The organism is Mesorhizobium sp. M8A.F.Ca.ET.218.01.1.1 (assembly GCF_004791165.1).
Classification (GTDB): Bacteria; Pseudomonadota; Alphaproteobacteria; order Rhizobiales; family Rhizobiaceae; genus Mesorhizobium.
In genome coordinates, this window is sequence record NZ_SRUZ01000002.1 from 554,685 (window position 1) to 575,015 (window position 20,331).

The following is a 20,331-nucleotide window of genomic DNA, read 5'->3' on the forward strand; positions in this document are numbered from 1 at the left end:
TTTCCTTCACTGGTAATAGGTGGAGCCGCGGATATTGGCGTGCTGGGGTGTCGGCTTTGCCGGTTCTGCGGAGCTGGCCCGGTCGAGGCCGGCTTTGAGGATGGCGGTGACGGAGGAGTAGGCGATCGCGTTGATCAGCAGCGCCCGCTCGCAGGCGGCATCGAGACGCTCCGGCCCATAGCGCGGCGCCAGCGACAGGATGCCCATGGCCGAGCGGTATCCCTGTTCCGGATGCGGCCGCTCGCGCATCATGCGCTCGACCAGGATGGCGGCGTTGGGGCCGATCCTGGCCGCCCTGCTGATCAGGCTGGCCGGCGTGGTGTTGGCGTAGCGCTGGTGCGCCTTGGGCATGTGTTCGTTGACGGTGACATGGCCGGAACGCTGCGAGCGACGGACATGGCTGGCGACACGCTGGTGATCGTGGAAGATCTCGACCACTCGATGCGTGAGCCGCACCTCGACGGTGCGCCCGATCAGCCGGTGCGGCACCGAGTAAAACGTCTTGTCGACCTCGACATGGTAGTCAGGATGGACCTTCGCCGACTTCCCGCTCGGCGTATTCGAACGGTGCCGCCGGCAGCGGCTTCAAGGCAGCCGCTCGATCTCCCCGAACAGTTCGCGGCGGCTTTGGCCGACATGGCGCATCGGCCGGTTGTTCAGCTCCTCGAGCAGTTCGGCGATCACGGCGTTGAGCTCGGCGATCGAGAAGAAGGATCGGTTCCTCAGCCGCGCCAGAATCCAGCGCTCGACATCAGCACCGCGCCTTCGACCTTGGCCTTGTCGCGCGGCTTGCGGCTGCGGGTCGGCAGGATAGTGGTGTCGTAGTGCCCATCGCGGCAAAGGTCGCGTTCAGCCTCGGCTCGAACCACAGCGCCTTGACGACACCGGCCTTCAGGTTGTCGCACACGATCGCTCTGGTGACGCCGCCGAAGAAGGCGAGCGCTCGCACCTGGCCCTCGATCCAGTCCGGCAGCTTCTGGCTGGAGCTGGCAAAGGCGAAGGTCAGATTGGAGGCGCCCAGCACCGCGACAAAAATCTGCGCCGGGTAAATGATGCCGGTCGCCGGATCGATCACCGGCACCGTCTGCCCGGCATAGTCCGTCTGCATCACCGCGCCCGCCGCATGCCGGTTGCGGAATGTCGCGCTCGTCCGGCGCTCGAAAGCGGCGAAGTGCTCGCAGAACCAGGTGTAGCCGTAGCCGTCGGGGTGGGCGGCGCGATACTCCTGCCACAACAGCGTCAGCGTCACCCCCTTGCGCTTCAACTCCCTGGCGATCAGCGCAAAGTTCGGTTCGCTTAGGTCTTGCGGCGGACGACCGGCACGGCCAAACAGCAGCCGCTCAAGTGTCGCGTCGCGGCGGCAAAGGCCAGCATGACAGCCCGGCCTTCCGCGCCCGTAGCAAATAGGTCGATACTGTCGTCTTGCTGATCTTCAGCCGTTCCGACACTTCACGCACCGAAAGACCCTGCTCATGGGTCAGGCGCAACATCGCTTGGATGTCCCTCACGCTCGTTCGTCTCGCTTGCTTCCGTCTCGGCATGGCCCCTCTCAACATCATCGTGAGAGGCCAAACTGCCAGAACGGCGCAGCCAAGAACCGACCGCTAAATCCGCTTCCGAAAACTGTCCGGGATTTAGCGGAATCGCTGTCCGCGAATTACTGAAATCACTGTCCGGGATTTAGCGAAAAGGATGTCCGGGAATTACCGAAACACGCAGCTATTCTCTCTGGTGCTCGGCTTCAGCCGCTTGATTTGGCCCGCTTCGACAGGATCTGCTGCTGCTTATACGCTGTCAGGCCGCTGCTTTCGAGGCGTTGGGCGGCGCTCCTCGTGACGTGCTCGACGGTCTTATGGATACGGCGGTGATCGGCGAAGGCGAAATCGGCGGCTTCATAGCTGACGAACCTTCGCCGAAGACGACGGCGAATTGTGTCCTGGCCATGAACCACTCGCGCGGGGCGCGTTTCCATTCCTCGGCGGCGTGGTTGAGAACCAGTATAGCAGGTTCATTGCGGGCATTGGGACATGACCGCGTTTGGTTCAACGCCTCGTGGCGTTTGTAACCGGTATGACCCATGACGGCGCGATCCGATCCCCGCTGGAGATGAGCGATTTTCGGGGATGGTGCGGCCATCCGGGACAGGAGCGCCGGGAGCACGTACGGGCAGACCGATCAATTCGATGAGCTGCGACTCGCGTTCCCTGCGACTTGCCCGGTTGCGCCGAGAGCGCGGATCCGTAGGTGTGCCGTCCGTTGGCTCCCGACTGTTTGAGGAGAGGGAGCCGATCAGATGTGTGATTGGAATGGATATCCACCGCACCTTTGCGAAGGTGGTAGTTTGGGAAGACGGCCGGCTGCGCCATCACGGACGGGTCGACATGACCCGCTCGGGACTAAAAGGGGTTGGCCGCAGTTTGCGACGCATGGCGGTAGTGCGGGTTCTGTCGCCCTATGTCGGCCGGGTGATTGTGGCCAACCCGATGCAGGTGAAGGCGATCGCCCATGCCAGTATCAGGACCGGCAAGATCGATGCCGGCGTTCTGGCGCAGCTCCATGCCAGCGGCTTTCTGCTTGAGGTCTGGGTTCCCGATGAGCGGGCCGAGCGGCTTCGCGGTCTGGTCGCGCGGTGCAACCAGGCCGTGCGGCATCGGACGGGCGTGAAGAACGAGATGCATCCTGCAGGCGCACCTCGTGCAAAGTGCCGCTCGCCTGGCTCGAGCGGCAGGTGCTTCCTGACAACGAGCGGGGCCGCGATCGTCACACATCCGCGAGATCGATCGCCTGGCCGAAGATCTGGCTGACCTCGATCGCGACATCGCCTGGGAAGCGGCTGATGATGTGCAAGCCGGCGGCTTCAGACGACGACCGGCTCAATGCGATGGTCGCGAGCGGTATCATCGCCGCCGTGGGCGACATCGGCGGTTCCGGCAACCGCAGAGGCTGGTGAGCTACTTCGGCCTCAATCCGCGCGCGCCAATCCGGTCTCGGCTTGGCGCAATATGGGCGGATCAGCAAGCATGGGCGTTCCCACGCCCGCGCCATGCTGGTCGAGGCGCCCGGTCTGCGGCGAAGCGCCTGGTCTGCTCAGAGCCTTCTTTCTGCGCATCCGCAACAAGCGTGGCCATCAGGTCGCAGCCGTGGCGGTCGCCCGCAAGCTCACGATGTTGATGAGGCATCTGCTGACGAAAGAGCAGGACTACTTCTGGGCTCGCGCGGCGTTGGTGGCAGCAAAGCAGAGGCAGCTCGCTCTCAAGGCTGGCGCGCCGGGCGACCGCGGTCTCGGTCGTCGCGGTTCGGCTCACGCCTACAACGTGAAGAGTTTGCGAAACAGCGATAAAGCGTGGCCGAGAATGCCGAGCGTGCCTACGAGCTGATGCTTCGGCATTGGCGGCCACGCGGGCCGAAGCGGCACACGGACAGGCGAAGCCAATAAGCAAAAACACGCGAGCCTGGAAATTTTGAGCTCAGGTTCTGGTTCTCGCGTCCAACGCCAATCCCTGCACTTCAATAACCTCACTAGTCCCGCGCAGTTGGGCACGCATTACACTGCACTCGACCGTTGGGCCGGAAAGATCGACTTAATCTCGAGGAATGCTGCCAGCCCCTCAGGTCCGAGTTCCCGACCAAGGCCGCTTTCCTTGACACCGCCGAATGGCGCGTCGATGTGAAGCGCGTAACGGTTGATGCCGACAACACCAGCCTCCACTCGGCGCGCAATCGCCATGCCCCGCTCAGGGTCGGACGTGAACACCGCACCACCCAGGCCATACGTAGTGCCGTTGCAGATCGCGATCGCCTCCTCCTCGTTGTGGTACGGGATCACAGACACCACCGGCCCGAAGATCTCCTCCTGCGCGATCCGCATAGATGTGTCGACATCACGGAAGACCGTTGGCTCGAGATAATATCCGACGTCAAGTCCCTGCGGACGCCGACCGCCGGTAACGACCTTCGCGCCCTGCACGCATCCAGATGCAATGTACTCCTCGACGCGAACACGCTGCCGCTTCGCCACCAGTGGCCCGACCTGCGTCGCTGGATTGAGCGGGTGGCCCACGACTAGCCCAGCCACCTTGTTCGCAATTCCTTCGACGACTTCGTCGTACCGTGCGCGCGGAGCAAGGACGCGGGTCAGGGCGTGACAGATCTGACCGCTGAATGGGATGCACGCCGGCGCGACTAAGGGGAGAAACGTGTCAAGATCGACATCCTCGAGCAGCAACGCCGCCGACTTGCCGCCAAGCTCGAGCGTAACGCGCGCGAAGCGCTTGGCACAGGCCAGTGCAACCTGGCGACCAGCGTGCGTTGAACCGGTAAATGACACTTTGTCGACACCCGGATGCGACGCAACCAATGCTCCTGTTTCGCGCGCACCGAACACGATATTGACGACGCCGGGGGGAATGCCTGCCTCGCCTAAGGCTTCAGCGAGCAGGTATGAGTCCAGTGATGCTTCCGGTGCGGGCTTAACGACCGTCGTACAACCAGCGGCCAACGCTGGTGCCAGCTTCCATGCGATTGCGCCCTGAGGGCCGTTCCACGGTACAATCAATCCGGCAACACCTACCGGCTCCCTCCGAATGACAGTTCGCAACTCGTGTCCTATGCGCTCGGATTCGACTTCTAGTTGATCGGCAAGCTCGGCATAGTAGCGGTAAAATTTCGATGTGCCGCTCCCATTGGATTGCACGGAGCTTACCAGGGGCATCCCGATCTGCGCCGTGACAACGGCGCCCAGCTGCTCGGCGCGATCCTCGATTGCACGCGCGAGTCTGCGCAAATAATGGGCTCGCTGCGACGGCGGCAGCTGAGGCCACCCGGAGTTCCGGAACGCCGCACGTGCGGCATCCACTGCCGCAGAAACGTCGTGCTTGTCGCCATTGGGGATTGTCGCAAATTCCAGCTCATCCGCCGGGTTCACGACCGGAATCCTAGCCGACGAATGGGCCGGCCGGAGCTCGCCGTCGACATAGATATCGGTGTGCTCGCCTGTCATCAAGCTGATTGGCGTGGTCATTGCTTTGCCTTTCGTCACATAGGCTGATCCTTCCAAAGGGCTCAACCAGTTGTCCACTCAGCACCGCTGCTACGCGTCGACCTTGGTGGCGGGAGCCGCTCGGCGGGTTTCCTGCATGCTCGTCAGCAACCAGACGCCGGCGGATTAGTGGACGACTCGCACGGCCAGCCGATTGGTTGATTGCTGTGGCACGAACTCGGCCAGGGCGATCGACAGCTTCGGCTCATTCGATCATTTTGTTGAATCACACTCAAACGCATTCTGGAGCTCGATCGGGGCATTACTAGGATCGGGGGATGCCCGCGACGAGTTCCAACCTTGCGGCCCGCCCCCTACACCTCCGGGCCAAACTCAATCCCTGCCCAAACCAAGGCCAGCGTTAAGGAACCAAGTGCCACGCGGACAGCGGGCGCTCGTGGGCAGACGCCCGTCTCAGGGCCAAAGGTTTTGCAGCACTCTTGGAGTGGCAGCCTTGGCACGCTTGACCTCTGCTCTGGACAAACGGTCGACAAATTGGGCCAGCACTAAGCGGGCAACCACTTCCGGATCGACCGCCGGGTCTCGCTGGACGCCGACGTGGATCCGTTCGAGAAATGAATTCCGGTTTCTGGCGTTGGCGCGCCGGCCGGGATTCCAACCCTCGTAGTAGAAGCCGCGAAGCAAAGCTGGCAACCGTGCGCCCATGTAAACGGCGTGGTCGCGATCCAGGCAGTCGCGCAGAGCGTGCAGCGTCGCAATCAGAGCTTGGTAGACCCGCTCGCGATCATGCCAGCGAAGTCTCCACATCAGATCGCTGATCCAATTCTGAGTTACTTCTAATGCGTTGTTGAAATCATGCCTCGCGCACATTGGCTTTTCTCATTTCCTTGAAGGTTGCCAGGATCTCGAATGCGCCTCATCGGCCTTGAAGTTGACCTGGTCAGGCGAGACTAGCGCTGCAAAGACGAGGACCACAAAAATGGCTTCCGTCCGTGGCGAGCGAAGCGATGCCTGACAGATGACCCCCTTGGAAAAGAGGCCTTCCGGTAGCGAAGTAGTTCCAGAGGCCAAGCTGGAGTTCGTGCTCGTGCGGGCACGGCTCGACCCAGACAAACACTCCCTTTGGTTATAATTATCTCCTTGCATCCAGATTAATCGCTCAGTTTCCGCGTCAGAAATCCTCGCCTCAGCGCAGCGCTAGGATCTCGATCGGCGCAATCTAAACAATTTGGCAGTCCCAGCGTGCCTAATTCCAAGGGCCTAGAGGCCGCCGCGTTACGCGACGGCGGCACTCAGAGAGTTCTTCTAGGGCTCACGTCAGGGTGTGCTACATCGTCGCCGCAGTTTGCTCCCGTTTCATAAAGCCGAACACCTACTGCAACTCACGTGCGCGCCCGGCCCCATTCCCCTTTTCCCATATTGACTCGTAGTTTCGCAGCATCATCTCCGCGACACCAAAGGTGTGATTGCCTTGCCGCGAAGCCAGGCGAGCATCGATGTCGGGATAGATAAAGAAGGGCAGGGAAATTCGTTCGGCCGGACCACTGTGCACGACCTGATGCGGCGTACTCTTGAACCGGTTATCGCTCAACACCTGAAGCATGTCGCCCAGATTGACAACGAGACTATCGGGGAGGCTCGGCGCCGGTATCCAACGCCCGTGGAACCACACCTGCAAGGATCGCGTGGGGAGTTCCTCCTGCAGCAGCAGCGTGAAAAAACCATTGTCGGTATGCTTAGCGGCCGCGCCACCGGTAGACGGATATCGGATCACGCGTTGCAGAACCGTCGGCGGGCTGAAATGGCGTTGGAACCAGCCTTTTTCCATATCGAGCAGGTCGGCCAGCGCGTTCCCGAGCGGCGGGACGACGCCATTAAGCACGGTGGCCTGCAAAGCTAGGAGGCTCCGCGCGAAACCTGGAGCTAAGGCGTCGTCCGGAAGGCGTGTGCGTCCGGCAAATGGACGCCGGTCGCTTTCATTCTCGATACCGAGGTCGAACATTTCCTTTGGGTCCGGTCCGGCCTCGGGATGCAGCATTTCACCGTGCAACGGACTGTATCCACGGGCGGTGGTGGGGTGGACGTTTTGAAAGGCGTGACCATAGCGTTCCTTCGTAGCCAGGGGCAACGCGAAGAAGCGCCGGGAAGCATCGATCGCTTGTGTAATCTGTTCTTTCGGGATTCCGTGCTCGATAAGGTAGAAGAATCCGTACTCCTCGCAGGCCGTGCATAATCGCTGTTGCTCTTCACGTCGCGTTGCATCGGATGACAGTTTCGCCAATGAGATTTGCGGTAGCGTAGTCATAGTCGCTCCTCCGTCGGTGCTGTGCCCCTGTGGGGCTACTTAAGCCAAAAGCTTGTTTTACATTCACAGATCTATTCTCTGTCGAAGCGAATATCCTCTAGATTACCCACCGGCGCAACAGAAAATATGTTAAGAATATGCGAAATTACTGTACAATTGGACTTAACGGTCCCTGAACATCCGTAGCAGGCGAGGTTTGTGACCGCCCTCGAGTTCAAGAAGGGACGATGAGCACTTTCCTGCAAATGCGAAAGCCTGTTGGATGATCTGCGCGAGATCTGCCCAAATTCACGCTGGCCAGGGTGTGGACGCCGTACACCCAGCCCGTATCGCCTTGCGATGTTGATACAGGCGAATGACCGCCACGTTCCAGTGCGTTGGCAATGCGCAACAGCAAGCATCAGTATGCATGTTGATAGGGACGGAATTGCCAAGCTTGTGTGGGTGAAAGCAACGGCAAGTTCTACCTCTTCGGGACTTGTCTGGCATTTGGCAGCTCATAAACCTCGATTCGCTTGGCCAAAAACGAATCCGGCCACAAGAAGTTTTTTGATCACCTTTTCGCTGGTGATTCCCGGTTTTCTTTTAAAATTGCGTCAGCCATCTTCTCAGCCACCATGATCGTTGGAATGTTTGTATTGGCCCGGGGGCAGAACGGCATCACCGAAGCATCGGCAATCCTCAAACCCGAAACGCCCCGAACCCGGCCCGACGGATCAGTCACCGCAGCAGGGTCGGAGGCTTGCCCTATCTTGCAGCTCGAAGTCGGGTGCCAATTGCCGGTCACATTCTGTCGGACAAATCGGTCGAGATGCTCCTCGTTTTTGATAAGATCTGCAATGCTATGACCATCGGTTATGACATGACTAATGAGGGCGCGGCGCAAGCGTGGAGAACTGTCCATAAGCAAAGCAAGCACCGAGGTGAGTCCGTAATTAACGCAATTGACCTTACTGACCTGCTTCGCTCGTGCATTCCAAGCTGAGGGAAAAGGGTCAAGCGCGACCGCCGACAGGGAATCCTGCTTCAGTAGGCGGGCCATGAAACAGAAGCCGTGCTTCAGTCGATCGGCGTCCCGCTTGTCGCTCAACCAGTTGAAATCTACCTGCGGCTCTACGGTATGAGAGCGATCCTTGAGCACGATCGTTCCTGTCGAGTAAACTCGGTTGACCCACAAATAGAGGGAGCCGAGGCGCTTGCCCAGCGGGTGCCAGGCCGACTTCGCAACTCCCGATATTGCCATGTCCGTCGACGGGCACCCATTGTAGCCCGACGAGTAACGGGCGTGCATCTGGATGTGGCCGCTCACATTGGGCGCCATGCGATCGCTTGGTTTCAAATACGCAGAAACGGCGATCCCTGGATGTTCTTGAAGGTTCTGGCCCACACCTCTTACATCTGCCACAACCGGAATACCGAGATTTGTCAGTTGCTCGGCCGGGCCGACCCCGGAGCGCATCAATATGGTGGGGGAGTGGACAGCTCCGGCGCAGAGGATCACACTTGAAGCGAGATACGACTGCTGGCCGAAGTTGTTTTCCGTCTCGACCCCCGTGACGGTGCGGCCTGAAAAGGCCAGACGCACAACCGTCGTTGCCGGCAAGATTGTCAAATTGCGTCGAGAGCGGACGCTCTCGGACAAGTAGGCCATCGCAGCGGAAACGCGGTGGCCGTTTCGGTTGGTCAAGGGAACGACGGAGTAGCCGTCACCAAAACCACCATTGAAGTCCGGCCTGAAATGAATACCCTCATTTTCATACGCTCTCGATACCGCTCGGATAAAGCCGGACCAGTCTGATCGCCGCACCCGTCTTATCGGCAGCGGACCAGCCTTGCCGTGAAATTCGCCGCCGAAATCCAGATCGCATTCGAGGCGACGGAAGTAGGGTAGAACCTCCTCCCAACTCCAGCCCGCTGCACCGCTCGAGGCCCAGTCATTGTAGTCTTCGGGACCACCGCGGTTGGCCACCTGGGCATTGATGCTGGAGCCGCCGCCCATCACCCGGGCCTGCTCGTAATGAATGGGCTTGCGGCCATCCCGGACTGTGGTCGCGTCGAGTAAAGGCCATTGATAATCAGGATTGAAGTAAGCACGTGTTGGATTGCCTTCCAAGATGTCATCAGGGACGGCATTCGGGGGCGTATCAGGACCGGCTTCGATGAGCAGTACGCGATGTCCATCGGCGGAGAGCCTGCTCGCTACGACGGATCCAGAGGAACCGCCACCGATCACGATATAATCGAAAACCACACAAGCCTCCCCCTATTCACATGATGCTCAGACGAGGGATAACGGGCAATATTAGGCCCCCCCAGCAGAGGATCACTCGTCAGGCAGCTAAATACGTCATGGTGCCGTAGGAAATCCACACTACACCCTAGTAGTTGGTAAGAGGCCGAGAATCAGCTAGGATGACAAGCGGAATGAATGTCGAGACGGCCGCGTGAGCAATTTCGTCAAGTTTAGCCGCTATCTTGCAGTCATCGCACCGATGCGACCTAGCCGATCTTCTTCCAGCTCGCGCCGGCACGTTACGCCACCCCTGGCGAGACCGTGTGCGGCCCGCCTTTAACGGCGTGGCGCTCGGACGAGCGACGATCCCGAAGGATATCCTATGTTCCGTGCGCTTGCTGTTCGTCATGCTAAAAGTCATTCCCGCCTATAAGCGGACGCGTCAACTACTAGATGCCGTAGTATCAGTGCTTTCCCGCAAGCTCTAGAAGTCACCGTGTGTTCAGCGCACTGAAGGGTGCATCGGCATGCAGAGCAACGTCACGACCCTAGAGCTTGCGAGGTGCATCTGTGCGGCAGACGAGTTGGGGCGCAAGATGGGCCTTCACATTACCATGGGCGAAGATTTTGAAGAGTACGTTGGGATCACCAGCAGACTTCCCGGGAAGTCACCGACGTATCCAAGCTTCCGTCCCGACTGTTCTTATCTTCCGCCTGGAAAGGCCTTTTGGATCGTCGGGCGTGATCAGTATGGAAGAGTAGCGCATGTACAAGCAATGCGTCTATATCATCTATCCAACACAGACGTTGCTGAGCACCTTGGGTCGTTGAGAGCCTGGTTCGCGGATCCTACCTTCATAGCCGGGTCTGGTTCCTCGTCTCGCTGCGATGCGCCCACTGGCCGCAGCATGACTGGGCTGGTCGCCTATCATGGCGACATCTGGTTGCGCGAGGACTTCAGAGGCCGCGGTCTCTCTACCTTTATCGGTCGCATTGCATTTGGACTAGCCTGGGCTAAATGGTCGCCGGACTTCATCTATGCGCTGGTTGCCGATTGGCACATCCAAAAGGGCGTTGTCGATCAGTATGGGTATCTACATCAGGAGCCACACGGATCAGTCCTGCACTTGCCCGCGCACGGGATAGATGACGACGATTGGCTCGTTTGGCTGACGCGAGACGAACTGTTGAAGACGGTTCGTGCCTCATCAGTGCAGGCGCCCGGTGAGAATACTGTGGCGAAAGCCGACTCTCGATCATGGACCGTATCGCCAGACTGATCTGAGCCGGAATCAGATGCCGTATGAACGTCTCATCGGCCAGGTGAATGGAGGTTTCAAATACTACACATTCGAGAGCCTCTAACACGCGTGAGCCTCAGCGCTTGAGCGTAAGCGGTGTCCTCAGGCCACAGCCCTGAGCGCGGGAGCCCGGATGTAGGCCCACGGCAGGAGATCGTCGATCTGGCTGTTGGGGTGGCCGTTGACGATCCTGGTGAGGACGTCGGCGAGGTAGCCGAGCGGCTCGACAGCGTTGAGTTTGCAAGTTTCGATCAGCGAGGCGACGACGGCCCAGTGCTCGGCGCCGCCATCCGATCCGGCGAAGAGTGCGTTCTTGCGGTTCAGCGCGATCGGGCGGATCGACCGCTCGACGGTATTGGAGTCGATCTCGATGCGGCCATCGTCGAGGAAGCGCGAGAGGCCATCGAAGCGCGAGAGCGTGTAGCGGATCGCTTCGGCGAGCTTTGTTTTCTGGCTGATCAGCCCGAGCTTTTCGCGAAGCCAGGGCTCGAGATCGACGACGATCGGGCGGCTCTTGTCCTGGCGCGTGGCACGGCGCTGCTCGGCGGATCGTCCACGAATGTCATCTTCGATTCTGTAGAGTTCAGCGATCCGCCGGAGCGCCTCGCTGGCGATCGGCGCGGGACCGGCCGCGGCGAGTTCGTAGAAGCGCCGGCGCACATGTGCCCAGCAGAACGCGAGCACGACGCCGCTCTTGTCGGCGAGCACGCGATAGCCGCCATATCCGTCGACCTGCAGGATTCCGGCAAAGCCCGCGAGATGAGCGATCGGTCGCTCCGCCTTTCGGTCCGGCGCATAGACATAGGCGACGCCCGGCGGGTCGGCTCCCTCCCATGGCCGATCGTCTCGGGCATAGGCCCAGAGCTGGCCTGTCTTCGTCTTGCCGCGGCCGGGATCGAGCACTGGCGCTGTGGTCTCGTCGGCGAACAGCTTCGGCGAGGACTTCAGCTTCGCCAGCAGTCGCTCGTGGACTGGACGCAGGTGCCAAGCGGCGCGGCCGACCCAGTCGGCGAGCGTGGAGCGATCGAGATTGATGCCCTGCCGGGCGTAGATCTGCGCCTGGCGATAGAGCGGCAGATGATCGGCATACTTAGAGACCAGCACCTGCGCGACGGTGGTCTCGGTCGGCAGGCCACCTTCGATCAGCCGCGCAGGTGCCGGAGCCTGCACGATAACGTCCTCGCAGGCGCGGCAGGCATATTTGGGCCGGCGCACCACGATCACGCGCAGCTGCGCCGGAACGATGTCGAGCCGCTCGCTCACGTCCTCGCCGATCCGGTGCAGGCCATTGCGACAGCACGGACAGGCATGGTCCTCGATGTCGACCACCATCTCCACGCGCGGAAGATGGACCGGCAGCGCGCCACGGTTCGCCCGGCGCTTCGCAGCCTTTGCTTGATGCTCAGAAGGAGCGGTCTGTTCCTGCTCTTCCTCGCCGGCGGCCTCAATCTGTTCGGCCTCTTCGAGCCCCAGCAGTAACTGATCCTCGGGAAGCGTCTCGGCTCTTCGGCCAAAGCGGTGACGCTGCAATTCCTTGATGATCTGGATCAGCCGGGCATTCTCGACATCGCGCGCCAGGACCATCGCCTTCAGCGCGTCCGGATCGTCGGGAAGCTGGTCAGCCGTTATCGCCATGAGCGGATCAGACCATATTCGTCAACGCCGGGCGACAGTGGAATCCGGGCTGATTCACTTGGTCGCGGATCAGCCTGCCTGCGCCGGAACGCGGGTCCGGCGGGCTTCATGGACCCGCCGCCAGTCGAGACCTTCGAGCAGCGCCGACAGCTGCGCGGCCGTCAGCCGCATTATGCCGTCATGGACTTTCGGCCAGCGGAACTCGCCGTCCTCCAGCCGCTTGGCATAAAGGCAGACGCCGGTGCCGTCCCAGAAGATCAGCTTGATCCGGTCAGTCCGCTTCGCGCGGAAGACATAGACCGCGCCGCTGAACGGATCGGCGCCCATCGTCTCGCGCACGAGCGCCGCCAAGCCCTCCGCGCCCTTGCGGAAGTCTACTGGCTTTGTCGCCACCATGACCTTGACCGCGCCCGTCGGCCCGATCACGACGGCGCTTTCAGCGCACGGATCACCGCCGCCACCGTCCTGGCGTCGGCGCCACGGCCGACCCGCATGGCGACGCCATCGATCTCCAGCTCGATCACGCCGGCATCCCGGGCGGCTTTCCGTTTCCGCTGCTCCGGCATCCGCCTTGCCGCCGGCTCCGACATCGGCGCTGCGACCACCGCCGGAACAAATAGCGATTCCGGTGCCGGCGCTTCCGCCAAAGGCTGACGGGCGGCCCGACGCCAGGCGAACAGCTGCTGCGGGGACAATGCATATCGCCGGGCCACCGCACTCACGGTCTCGCCGGCATCGTAGCTTTCCGCAACGATCCGAGCCTTCTCCTCCGGCAACCATTCGCGCCGCCGACCGGAACCCGTGAACACCTCGAAACGGCGCGCGGGCTCAGGATCGTTGGATTTAAGTGTAAGCTCTGAAATCGTCATGTGTCGAAGCCCTCAAAGGCTCCGAACATCGTTCCTCACGACCACGAGCGAAAGGTGCCACCGGAACAGCGCTTACGCTTGAGCGACTATCAACGACCAAGTTTCAAACTCTCTGGAGTGGGCTCGGGTTGGCGATAGTTTCGGTGGCACTATGTGACACTCTCGCTACGCTAACCGTTTGAGCTGCCGCCATTCCGGCAACACTGTTGGCCCTGCGTTAGCTGCCGGTCGACACCGCGTTGTCCCTTGGCATGTGGCATCCGGCAGGTTCCAAGAAGGCCTCGGACGCGACATACACGCGACCGCGAGGACCGCCGATTCAAGCGACGAGGACCGGAAGTGAGGTTGATTTTCCAATGCAAGTCGAAAGGATTGCCCGGGAGATGTTCGTCCTCCCGTCGGGTTGGCCAGAGCCAAGCCCACCTTGTCAACTGCGTCGGACAGACTTTCGGTAATCCCATTCACAACTATCCAGAATATAAGATGTTTCACCATTTTGAAGTTGCGCAATATAAAGATCAATATAATTTTACGTTCCGATAATTCACCGAGGGGAAACTCCGTGCTAAAGCTTTAATGCCGACCTGCCAAGGACGGCGCGCCGAGCCTTAGCCGCAGCTTTGTGCGCCGCTCGCAATATTCGGTGCAAACGGTTGCGGAGAAGGGATTATGGAACGCCCCCAACTCGAAGAAGTGCCCGTCCTTTCCGCAAGGGAAATAGAGTGCATACTCTGGGCAGCCAGAGGGAAATCGTCGTGGGAGATAGGACGAATACTTAACAGGTCCGAAAACACTGTGAATTTTCACATAAAAAACGTAATGCGGAAATTGGACACGGGCAGCAGAACGGTCGCTGCTATGAAGGCGGTAAGCCTCGGGATCATCGAACTAGAGGAAGCGGTGAGCGCCGCCGAAGTGTCGTCAGGCGACGATTAGAGTCTCGGTCTTTTCTGTAATGTAAGGCCGCTGAGCCCGGATTGCGCCAATAATCCCGTTATGGCTGCCGGGTCTCATAGTCGACCCACGAATGCGGCCTCGCAGTGTGAACAACACGATGACACAACGCCCACGGACCTGCGGAACGCGAGTTTTCGTCCATCGCATCCTCGGGCCGGGGTTGTGTTCACATTCATGAGGTGATCGAGAAGGCTGACCGGGAGGTTTTCCGCTGCGGGCGCGGTCTGAATCGCGTGGCGCAACTACGCCAGTACTTTGGGGTCTTGGTGACTTGCTGCAGGACGGAACGGCCGAATAGTTCGGGGCACAGCACCAGGGCCGACCACGCGCCATCGGAGGGGTTCATGCTGCGCCAGCGCACACCATATCAGTTCGATCTCAAACCGTACGATGCGAAGACCGCGCAGATGCCACCATGGCAGGCGCTGGCCGAAGAGACGCTCCTGATGCGGCAAAGCTGAGAGTGCGCCGGAACCTCGGCGAGGTTGGCGTAGACGAGCGTTATGTCGTGGAGTCCTCGGCCCATCGGCGGCTGCAAAATCTGAGAGCAGCCTCGCGCACCGGTCAACAGGAGGTGGCGCGCGTGATGGACGAGAAGATTCCGGCTCAACCATCTGGAGCGCCCTGCAGTCTGCGATGCGGCGTCGCCTGGTGAGTTGTGTGCGTCAAGTTCTGCTAAAATGGCGTGGCATTCAGTGGTGACGTTGAGTGTCCGCCGCGCAGCCGCCGTCTAGCGGAGCGGCGGACACACGGGCGGTGCTCAGGCGGCCAATGCCCTCAGGCTCTCCTTCGTGAGCTCGCGCAGACGGATCGCTTCAAGCCGGTTCTCTTGGATGCCCACCGCCAGCGCCCGCACCAGCCGCAGCTGGCGCAATTCGTCGAGATGTGCCTCGTCGACCATGCTGATCAAGGTCTACGGTGCGACGTCCAACTTCAGGTCCACCAGAGAACAAGGTCAGGCCGGGCAAATCCGAAAAAGCAATTCAGCACCAGGCGACGCTTTCCGTCGCCTGATTGACCGGTAACCCCGTGAACGAAGCCGCCATCGATTAGGGCGATATCCCCAGTTTTGAGCTCGAACTCGCGGTAAGGGACGGCCTCCAGATAGGCTGCCGAATAGGGATATCCAGTGGTCTCCACACCTTGCGATATCCGGTCCGCAACCGTCGGCTTGTGGCTCCAGAGCTTCAGATTGCCGCCTTGCTCAGGCATGCTGGGATAGAGGTTGAGCGCTGCGACCGTATTGTGCGCCACCGCAGAAAGCTCGTAATCATCGCCAGCACGTAAGACTTGAGCGACGTCGTCGTGGGGATCCAAGGAAAAGGTGCCTGTGCCCGACCAACTGAGGCCGCGACAAACATTGGCCTGGCCGTGTTCGGAACGGGCTAGCCGCAATTCGATTCCCTGGTTGTGAAGCTCTCGCTTCAACGCCCCGAATACTGCTCGAACCGGGTCAACCAAATTCTTAAAAAGGGCATCGACGTACGGCCGCGCGTTTTCGGCGTCTGCGAAATAGGTGGCTGCATCCTTTCTGTAGTGAGATGCGCCGACATATTGTCCGGGCACACCATCTTTACGCTCTCTGAGACCGGAGCTTCCAATAAAGTTCGTAGTGATCTCCTCGGCTACTTCGGTGCTGAAAGCTTGCTTGATGTGCAGAGCGGTGAGCTCACCTTTCAGGACCGAGATGATCTCCGACGTGTTGATCGATCCGGTCCGTTCTTTGATCGAAACCGGCGAGATGGCTGGCACTTGAGATATCTGACTAGACATTGTCTTGCTCCTGTAGTGCGTGTTCAAGTATGGTGATGCCACGATCGAGTTCGGCATCGGTGATGGTTATCGGTGGGAGGACTTTGATAACGTCGCGATTTGGCCCCGAGGATTCGATAAGAAGGCCATTTTCGAATGCGACATCGTGCACGCGGCCGACAACTGCCGGTGAACGGCATTTCAGGCCGGCCATCAGACCGCGGCCGCGCTTCTGTTCGATGTATCTTGGAAGTTTCGCAACCAGGCGATCGAGGTGCGTTTGCAGCCTGACGGCTGTCCGCTCGACACCTGCAGTAAATTTCCTATCCGACCACATCTTGCACATGGCTCCTGCCGTCACGAAGGCGAAATTGTTGCCTCTGAAGGTCCCGCTATGTTCTCCGGGCTTCCATATGTCCAAGTCGGGTCGAATCAGAACGATGGACAGCGGACTACCTGAACCGCTTAGTGACTTGGAAAGACACACAATATCCGGTTCGATTTTCGCGGACTCGAATGAGAAGAAATCGCCAGTTCGGCCCGCACCCGCCTGAATATCGTCGACGATAAAAACAATGCCGTGAGTACGGCAAATGCGCTGAATTTCCGTGAGCCAAGCTGCGGATGCGGCGTTCATGCCGCCTTCTGCCTGGATGGTCTCCAGAATGATTGCGGCAGGCTTTTCTATGCCGCTCCCCGGGTCGCTCAAAACGCTGTCGATGTAACTGGCGGAATCGAATGCTTGGTTCGGATAACCGTCATAGGGAACACGGATCACATCGTGGCGAGCAACGCCTCCCAGTTCCCTGGTTGAGGCCGAGCCCGACACCGCTAGAGAGCCGAGCGACATGCCGTGGAACGCATTCGTAAAGGCCATGACGCTCGAGCGGCCCGTGTATTTTCGCGCCAGCGCGAGCGCCGCTTCGTTGGCGTTCGTGCCGGTCGGCCCAGGAAACTGAATCTTGTACGAAAGGCCTCTGGGTTTCAGGATCCAATCGACGAACCCTTCAATGAAGTCGCGCTTTGCCGCCGTATGCATATCAAGCGACAGAAGAATGTTCTCCCCGACGAGATATTCAATCGCTGGCGCCATAATATCCGGATTGTTGTGCCCGTAGTTGAGTGCGCCGGAACCCACCAGGAAATCGATAAAGGGCTTACCCGTCTCGTCCCAGATCGTCGCCCCAAGGGCCTTCGTAAAGACGGTGGGGAACGCCCGGCAATAACGACGAACGTTAGATTCATGAGCCGTGAAAGTGTCGGTGTCCATATTAAGTCCTCTGCACATAGACGTTCAAAAAAGAGAGCTGTTTAATGGCTAGTGGTTTGCGGCAGATGTTCGTCGCTTAACATTGAAGCGGAATGCCGGAGGCAGATTTGTTGCTGGGATCCTCATCGACTATTATTAGGTTGCGTTGCCCTCCATTCAGGCGCCTTCGGAGAATGTGCTGCAATAAGATGGCTTCTAAAGCTTCCGCGAAAGCATGGATACTATGGCATCAGGTAGTTGACGTACCCACCCATCGCTACCCATAGCGCCTCCGGACAATGGATGAGTCCCAGGAGATCAGCGGGGTCGCGTCGCCAGAGGTTGTGTAGCTCGGCGGTAGCGAGAAGCCGCTCGCGAGCGCGCTCCTCAATAGCGCCGTAGCGAGCCAGCGGCTTCGCGGCGGTCATCAATATTCGCCGTTCAACCTCGGGCTGCGGACACCAACCTGATTCAAGAAACTATTTGATGACCGATGACACAGCGAAAGCCGCGCTCTCTTGGAGAAGACTGCGGATTCCGATCTCTTTCGCGAGATGATTGGCCCCCGAGCCGCCGGGTCAAGAGGGCGGGCCGCCGCGGGCGCCCTTGACGGAAAGCCCGTTCGTAAGCCAGGCGGAAGCAACCGGGAGACGCGCTGGCGAAGGGCCGCATCGGTTTCGAGAACGTCCACTACCGCGTGTCAAGCGAAGTGAGGATTTGACCCGCTGGGCGAACTGAAGATTTGACCCCCTCATTGTTTTGCGGTTTCGTTGGTACCGAGCGTCGTTCCGGCCTTCTGCAATAGGCCGGAACGACGCTTTTCGCGAAGCCGGTAGCTGTCGCCACGGATCGTTATCACTGTCGAATGATGAAGCAGGCGATCAAGGATCGCCGTTGCCACCACGGGATCGCCAAACACGCTGCCCCATTCGCCCACCGAGCGGTTGGAGGTGATCAGGATCGATCCCCGCTCATAACGCTGCGACACCAGCTGGAAGAACAGATGTGCGGCATTGGCTTCGAACGGGAGATAGCCGAGCTCGTCGATGATCAGCAGTTTCGGCCGCGACAGGGTCGTCAGTTGCTTTTCGAGTGAACCGTCGTCATTGGCCTTGGCCAGCATCGCCACGGCGTGGCCGCCGTGACGAACTGGACGCTATGGTTCTGCCGGATCGCCTCGCGCCCGAGAGCCACCGCCAGATGTGTTTTGCCCGTACCCGGAGGTCCAAGGAACAGGACCGTGTCGCCATGGGCAATCCAGCGGCAGGTCGCCAGCTCCCGGATTTGGCGCTGATCCAGCGACGGCTGCGCGTCGAAGTCGAAGCCATCGAGTTCGCGCACAAACGGGAACCGCGCGATCTTGCCTTCCATAGAGATGCGCCGCTCGTCGCGCCGCGCGATCTCGTGGGTCACCAGGAAGGCCAAAGCCTCGCGCAAGATCATCTGCGAACGCGCCGCTTCGTCCAGCAGCGTATCGAGCTGGTCCCGGATCGCGGTCAGCTTCAGCCGGTCGAGCTGAGCCAACCAGCATCTCGTGATCGACCGTCGTCATCACCAGCTGCCTCCCACCAGTGCCTCATATTCCGCCAGCGGCCGCAACAGAGCGGAAGGCGCAACGATATCCACCGGCGCCGATCGCACCGGCGCAGCAGCGCCGACCACGCCGGCAAGATGCGCGCGCTCGACAATCCGTTGGCGACGTCCGCGGCACAACGCATGATCCGCCACCACCTCGCCCGCATGACGCACGATAACGCGGCCGCCCAGCACCACGACCTGGACGCTCTCCCCGATCAGCCGCCAGGGAACCGAGTAACTGTTCGTGTCCAGGTCGATTGCGCAGTCTGCCTGGACCTTGCGCACGAGATCCCGCAGTTGCCCGAACGGCGCCCGTCCGCCCAGAGGGCGAAGCGCCATGGCTTCTTCGGCAAAGCGCTCCGCAGGAGCCACCCCGGTCGTGCCATGCACACGCTGATCGGCAATCTCGCGCGTCCACCGTTCCAGATGCGCCTCGAACGCCGCCCAGTTCTCGAACCGGCGGCCGACAATCGCATTGTGCTTGACGTAGCCGACCCCGCGTTCGTCCTTTCCCTTCGTACGCGCCCGGTAGGGCGCACAAGCCCGTGGCGTAAATCCCCAGTAGCGGGCAAAGGCGTGCAGCCGCACATTGAAGCGCACCTCCCGCGTCGCCGCATCGTGATGTTCGACCAGCGCCTTCGGATTATCGAACAGCACTTCCGTTGGAACCCCGCCGAAGCGAAGGAAGGCTCCTTCCATCCCCTCCAACCAGTCCGCCTGGCGCTCCCGAAGCGAGGGACGGATATGCAGCCGACGCGAGTAACCCAGCGTTGCCACAAACAGGTGCACCCGAACACGCTCGCCGCCGATCCACGCCCGCGTGTCGCCAAAGTCGATCTGCATCTGATGTCCCGGCGCCGTCTCAAACCGAACCGTTGCGCGCTTCTGCACCCTCAACTCCCGACGCCAACCCTGCACCCGAAGCTCCACCGACCGAAGCCCTATGACGATCCCATGTTCGCTCTCCAGTTCCTGGCGCACCACATCGGCGTTGCCACCATGGCGGAAGAAGCGCTCCCGCAGCCAATCGTCTAGCCCGTCAAACGCGCTCCGCCGCACAGGCTTGCGAAACGGAACAGTCCCGCCTTCGCGCAGATACCGACGCACCGTGTTGCGCGCGCACCCGAATTCCTTCGCCAGCCGCTTCGCTCCCCAGCCAAGCTCATGCAGCCGCAGCATCGCTGCCACCTCTTCAGGCTGAAGCATCTCCTCTCCCTGCATCGTTCTCGACAATGCAGGAATCGCCGAAATCCCAATCGTCATTCATGCCTCCTCTCATAACCGAGGGGGTCAGTTCTTCATTTCGTCAGGGGGTCAGTTTCTCAATTCGCCCGACACCGCGACGGCAACCATCCCCGGCCGCAGCTGGGGCTGCTGCCTTCAGGCGAGTCGAAAAGGAGATAGTCTGGGAGGGTAAAGGCGTTGACGAGGTGGGCCGTGAGTAAGCAACCAA

General features: G+C 60.3%; 15 protein-coding genes and 3 pseudogenes. 3 read left to right on the plus strand and 15 right to left on the minus strand.

The features are described 5' to 3' along the window. Positions 1–6: 6 nt before the first annotated feature. Together istA (EN861_RS09035) and EN861_RS35355 are read right to left on the minus strand one after the other, a co-directional pair. Positions 7–1,541: pseudogene (gene istA, locus EN861_RS09035) on the minus strand (IS21 family transposase). A 200-nt stretch (positions 1,542–1,741) separates the two neighbouring features. Continuing rightward, entirely contained in the window at positions 1,742–1,972 is a 231-nt protein-coding gene (locus EN861_RS35355) for a hypothetical protein (RefSeq protein WP_189343599.1), read from the minus strand. Between the two features lie 334 nt (positions 1,973–2,306). Between EN861_RS35355 and EN861_RS36170 the strand changes: the two genes are divergently transcribed. After that, complete coding sequence (locus EN861_RS36170) at positions 2,307–2,804, plus strand: hypothetical protein (protein ID WP_245501434.1); 498 nt, start codon at positions 2,307–2,309, stop codon at positions 2,802–2,804. Here EN861_RS36170 and EN861_RS36175 read toward each other — a convergent pair. Continuing rightward, positions 2,761–2,919: a hypothetical protein gene (locus EN861_RS36175; RefSeq protein ID WP_245486586.1), complete on the minus strand. Its 159-nt coding sequence runs from the start codon at positions 2,917–2,919 to the stop codon at positions 2,761–2,763. The genes EN861_RS36170 and EN861_RS36175 overlap by 44 nt on opposite strands. 101 nt (positions 2,920–3,020) lie before the next feature. Here EN861_RS36175 and EN861_RS36180 point away from each other — a divergent pair, with 101 nt between their 5' ends. After that, positions 3,021–3,377, plus strand: a complete 357-nt coding sequence (locus tag EN861_RS36180; RefSeq protein ID WP_245330129.1) for a hypothetical protein — start codon at positions 3,021–3,023, stop codon at positions 3,375–3,377. Positions 3,378–3,544: 167 nt separating this feature from the next. Here the strand turns inward: EN861_RS36180 and EN861_RS09045 are convergent, their stop codons facing one another. From EN861_RS09045 to EN861_RS09080, 7 genes are all read right to left on the minus strand, one after another. Beyond that, a complete protein-coding gene (locus EN861_RS09045) occupies positions 3,545–5,065 on the minus strand; it encodes an aldehyde dehydrogenase (RefSeq protein WP_245330128.1) in 1,521 nt (506 codons plus the stop codon). A gap of 387 nt (positions 5,066–5,452) precedes the next feature. Beyond that, positions 5,453–5,869 carry a DUF2267 domain-containing protein gene (locus EN861_RS09050; protein ID WP_095489418.1) on the minus strand — a complete coding sequence of 139 codons (417 nt, stop codon included), beginning with the start codon at positions 5,867–5,869 and terminating at the stop codon, positions 5,453–5,455. 502 nt (positions 5,870–6,371) lie between these two features. Next, positions 6,372–7,304 (minus strand): 2-oxoglutarate and iron-dependent oxygenase domain-containing protein, encoded by a 933-nt coding sequence (locus tag EN861_RS09055; RefSeq protein WP_095489417.1) that lies wholly within the window; start codon positions 7,302–7,304, stop codon positions 6,372–6,374. Positions 7,305–7,857: 553 nt separating this feature from the next. Next, positions 7,858–9,555, minus strand: coding sequence for a GMC family oxidoreductase (locus EN861_RS09060; RefSeq protein WP_095489416.1), 1,698 nt, complete (start codon positions 9,553–9,555; stop codon positions 7,858–7,860). 1,385 nt (positions 9,556–10,940) lie between these two features. Beyond that, positions 10,941–12,473, minus strand: coding sequence for an IS66 family transposase (locus tag EN861_RS09070; RefSeq protein ID WP_128314334.1), 1,533 nt, complete (start codon positions 12,471–12,473; stop codon positions 10,941–10,943). A 69-nt stretch (positions 12,474–12,542) separates the two neighbouring features. Continuing rightward, positions 12,543–12,899: an IS66 family insertion sequence element accessory protein TnpB gene (tnpB, locus tag EN861_RS09075; protein WP_120019134.1), complete on the minus strand. Its 357-nt coding sequence runs from the start codon at positions 12,897–12,899 to the stop codon at positions 12,543–12,545. Next, positions 12,896–13,342 (minus strand): transposase, encoded by a 447-nt coding sequence (locus tag EN861_RS09080; protein ID WP_128314335.1) that lies wholly within the window; start codon positions 13,340–13,342, stop codon positions 12,896–12,898. Before EN861_RS09080 ends, tnpB begins: the two co-directional genes overlap by 4 nt. 690 nt (positions 13,343–14,032) lie before the next feature. Here EN861_RS09080 and EN861_RS09085 point away from each other — a divergent pair. Continuing rightward, positions 14,033–14,278 (plus strand): annotated as a pseudogene (locus EN861_RS09085) (helix-turn-helix transcriptional regulator); the annotation flags it as partial. Positions 14,279–15,059: 781 nt separating this feature from the next. Here EN861_RS09085 and EN861_RS35360 read toward each other — a convergent pair. The 5 genes and pseudogenes from EN861_RS35360 to istA (EN861_RS09105) form a co-directional block, all read right to left on the minus strand. Further along, a complete protein-coding gene (locus EN861_RS35360) occupies positions 15,060–15,209 on the minus strand; it encodes a hypothetical protein (RefSeq protein ID WP_164895625.1) in 150 nt (49 codons plus the stop codon). Positions 15,210–15,232: 23 nt separating this feature from the next. After that, positions 15,233–16,072 carry a hypothetical protein gene (locus tag EN861_RS09090; protein ID WP_095489413.1) on the minus strand — a complete coding sequence of 280 codons (840 nt, stop codon included), beginning with the start codon at positions 16,070–16,072 and terminating at the stop codon, positions 15,233–15,235. Then, a complete protein-coding gene (gene ectB / locus EN861_RS09095) occupies positions 16,065–17,321 on the minus strand; it encodes a diaminobutyrate--2-oxoglutarate transaminase (RefSeq protein ID WP_095489412.1) in 1,257 nt (418 codons plus the stop codon). Before ectB ends, EN861_RS09090 begins: the two co-directional genes overlap by 8 nt. Positions 17,322–18,051: 730 nt before the next feature. After that, positions 18,052–18,852 (minus strand): annotated as a pseudogene (gene istB / locus EN861_RS09100) (IS21-like element helper ATPase IstB). Further along, positions 18,852–20,141 (minus strand): IS21 family transposase, encoded by a 1,290-nt coding sequence (gene istA, locus EN861_RS09105; RefSeq protein ID WP_128314336.1) that lies wholly within the window; start codon positions 20,139–20,141, stop codon positions 18,852–18,854. The pseudogene istB and the gene istA (EN861_RS09105) overlap by 1 nt, the downstream one beginning before the upstream one ends. Positions 20,142–20,331: the final 190 nt, after the last annotated feature.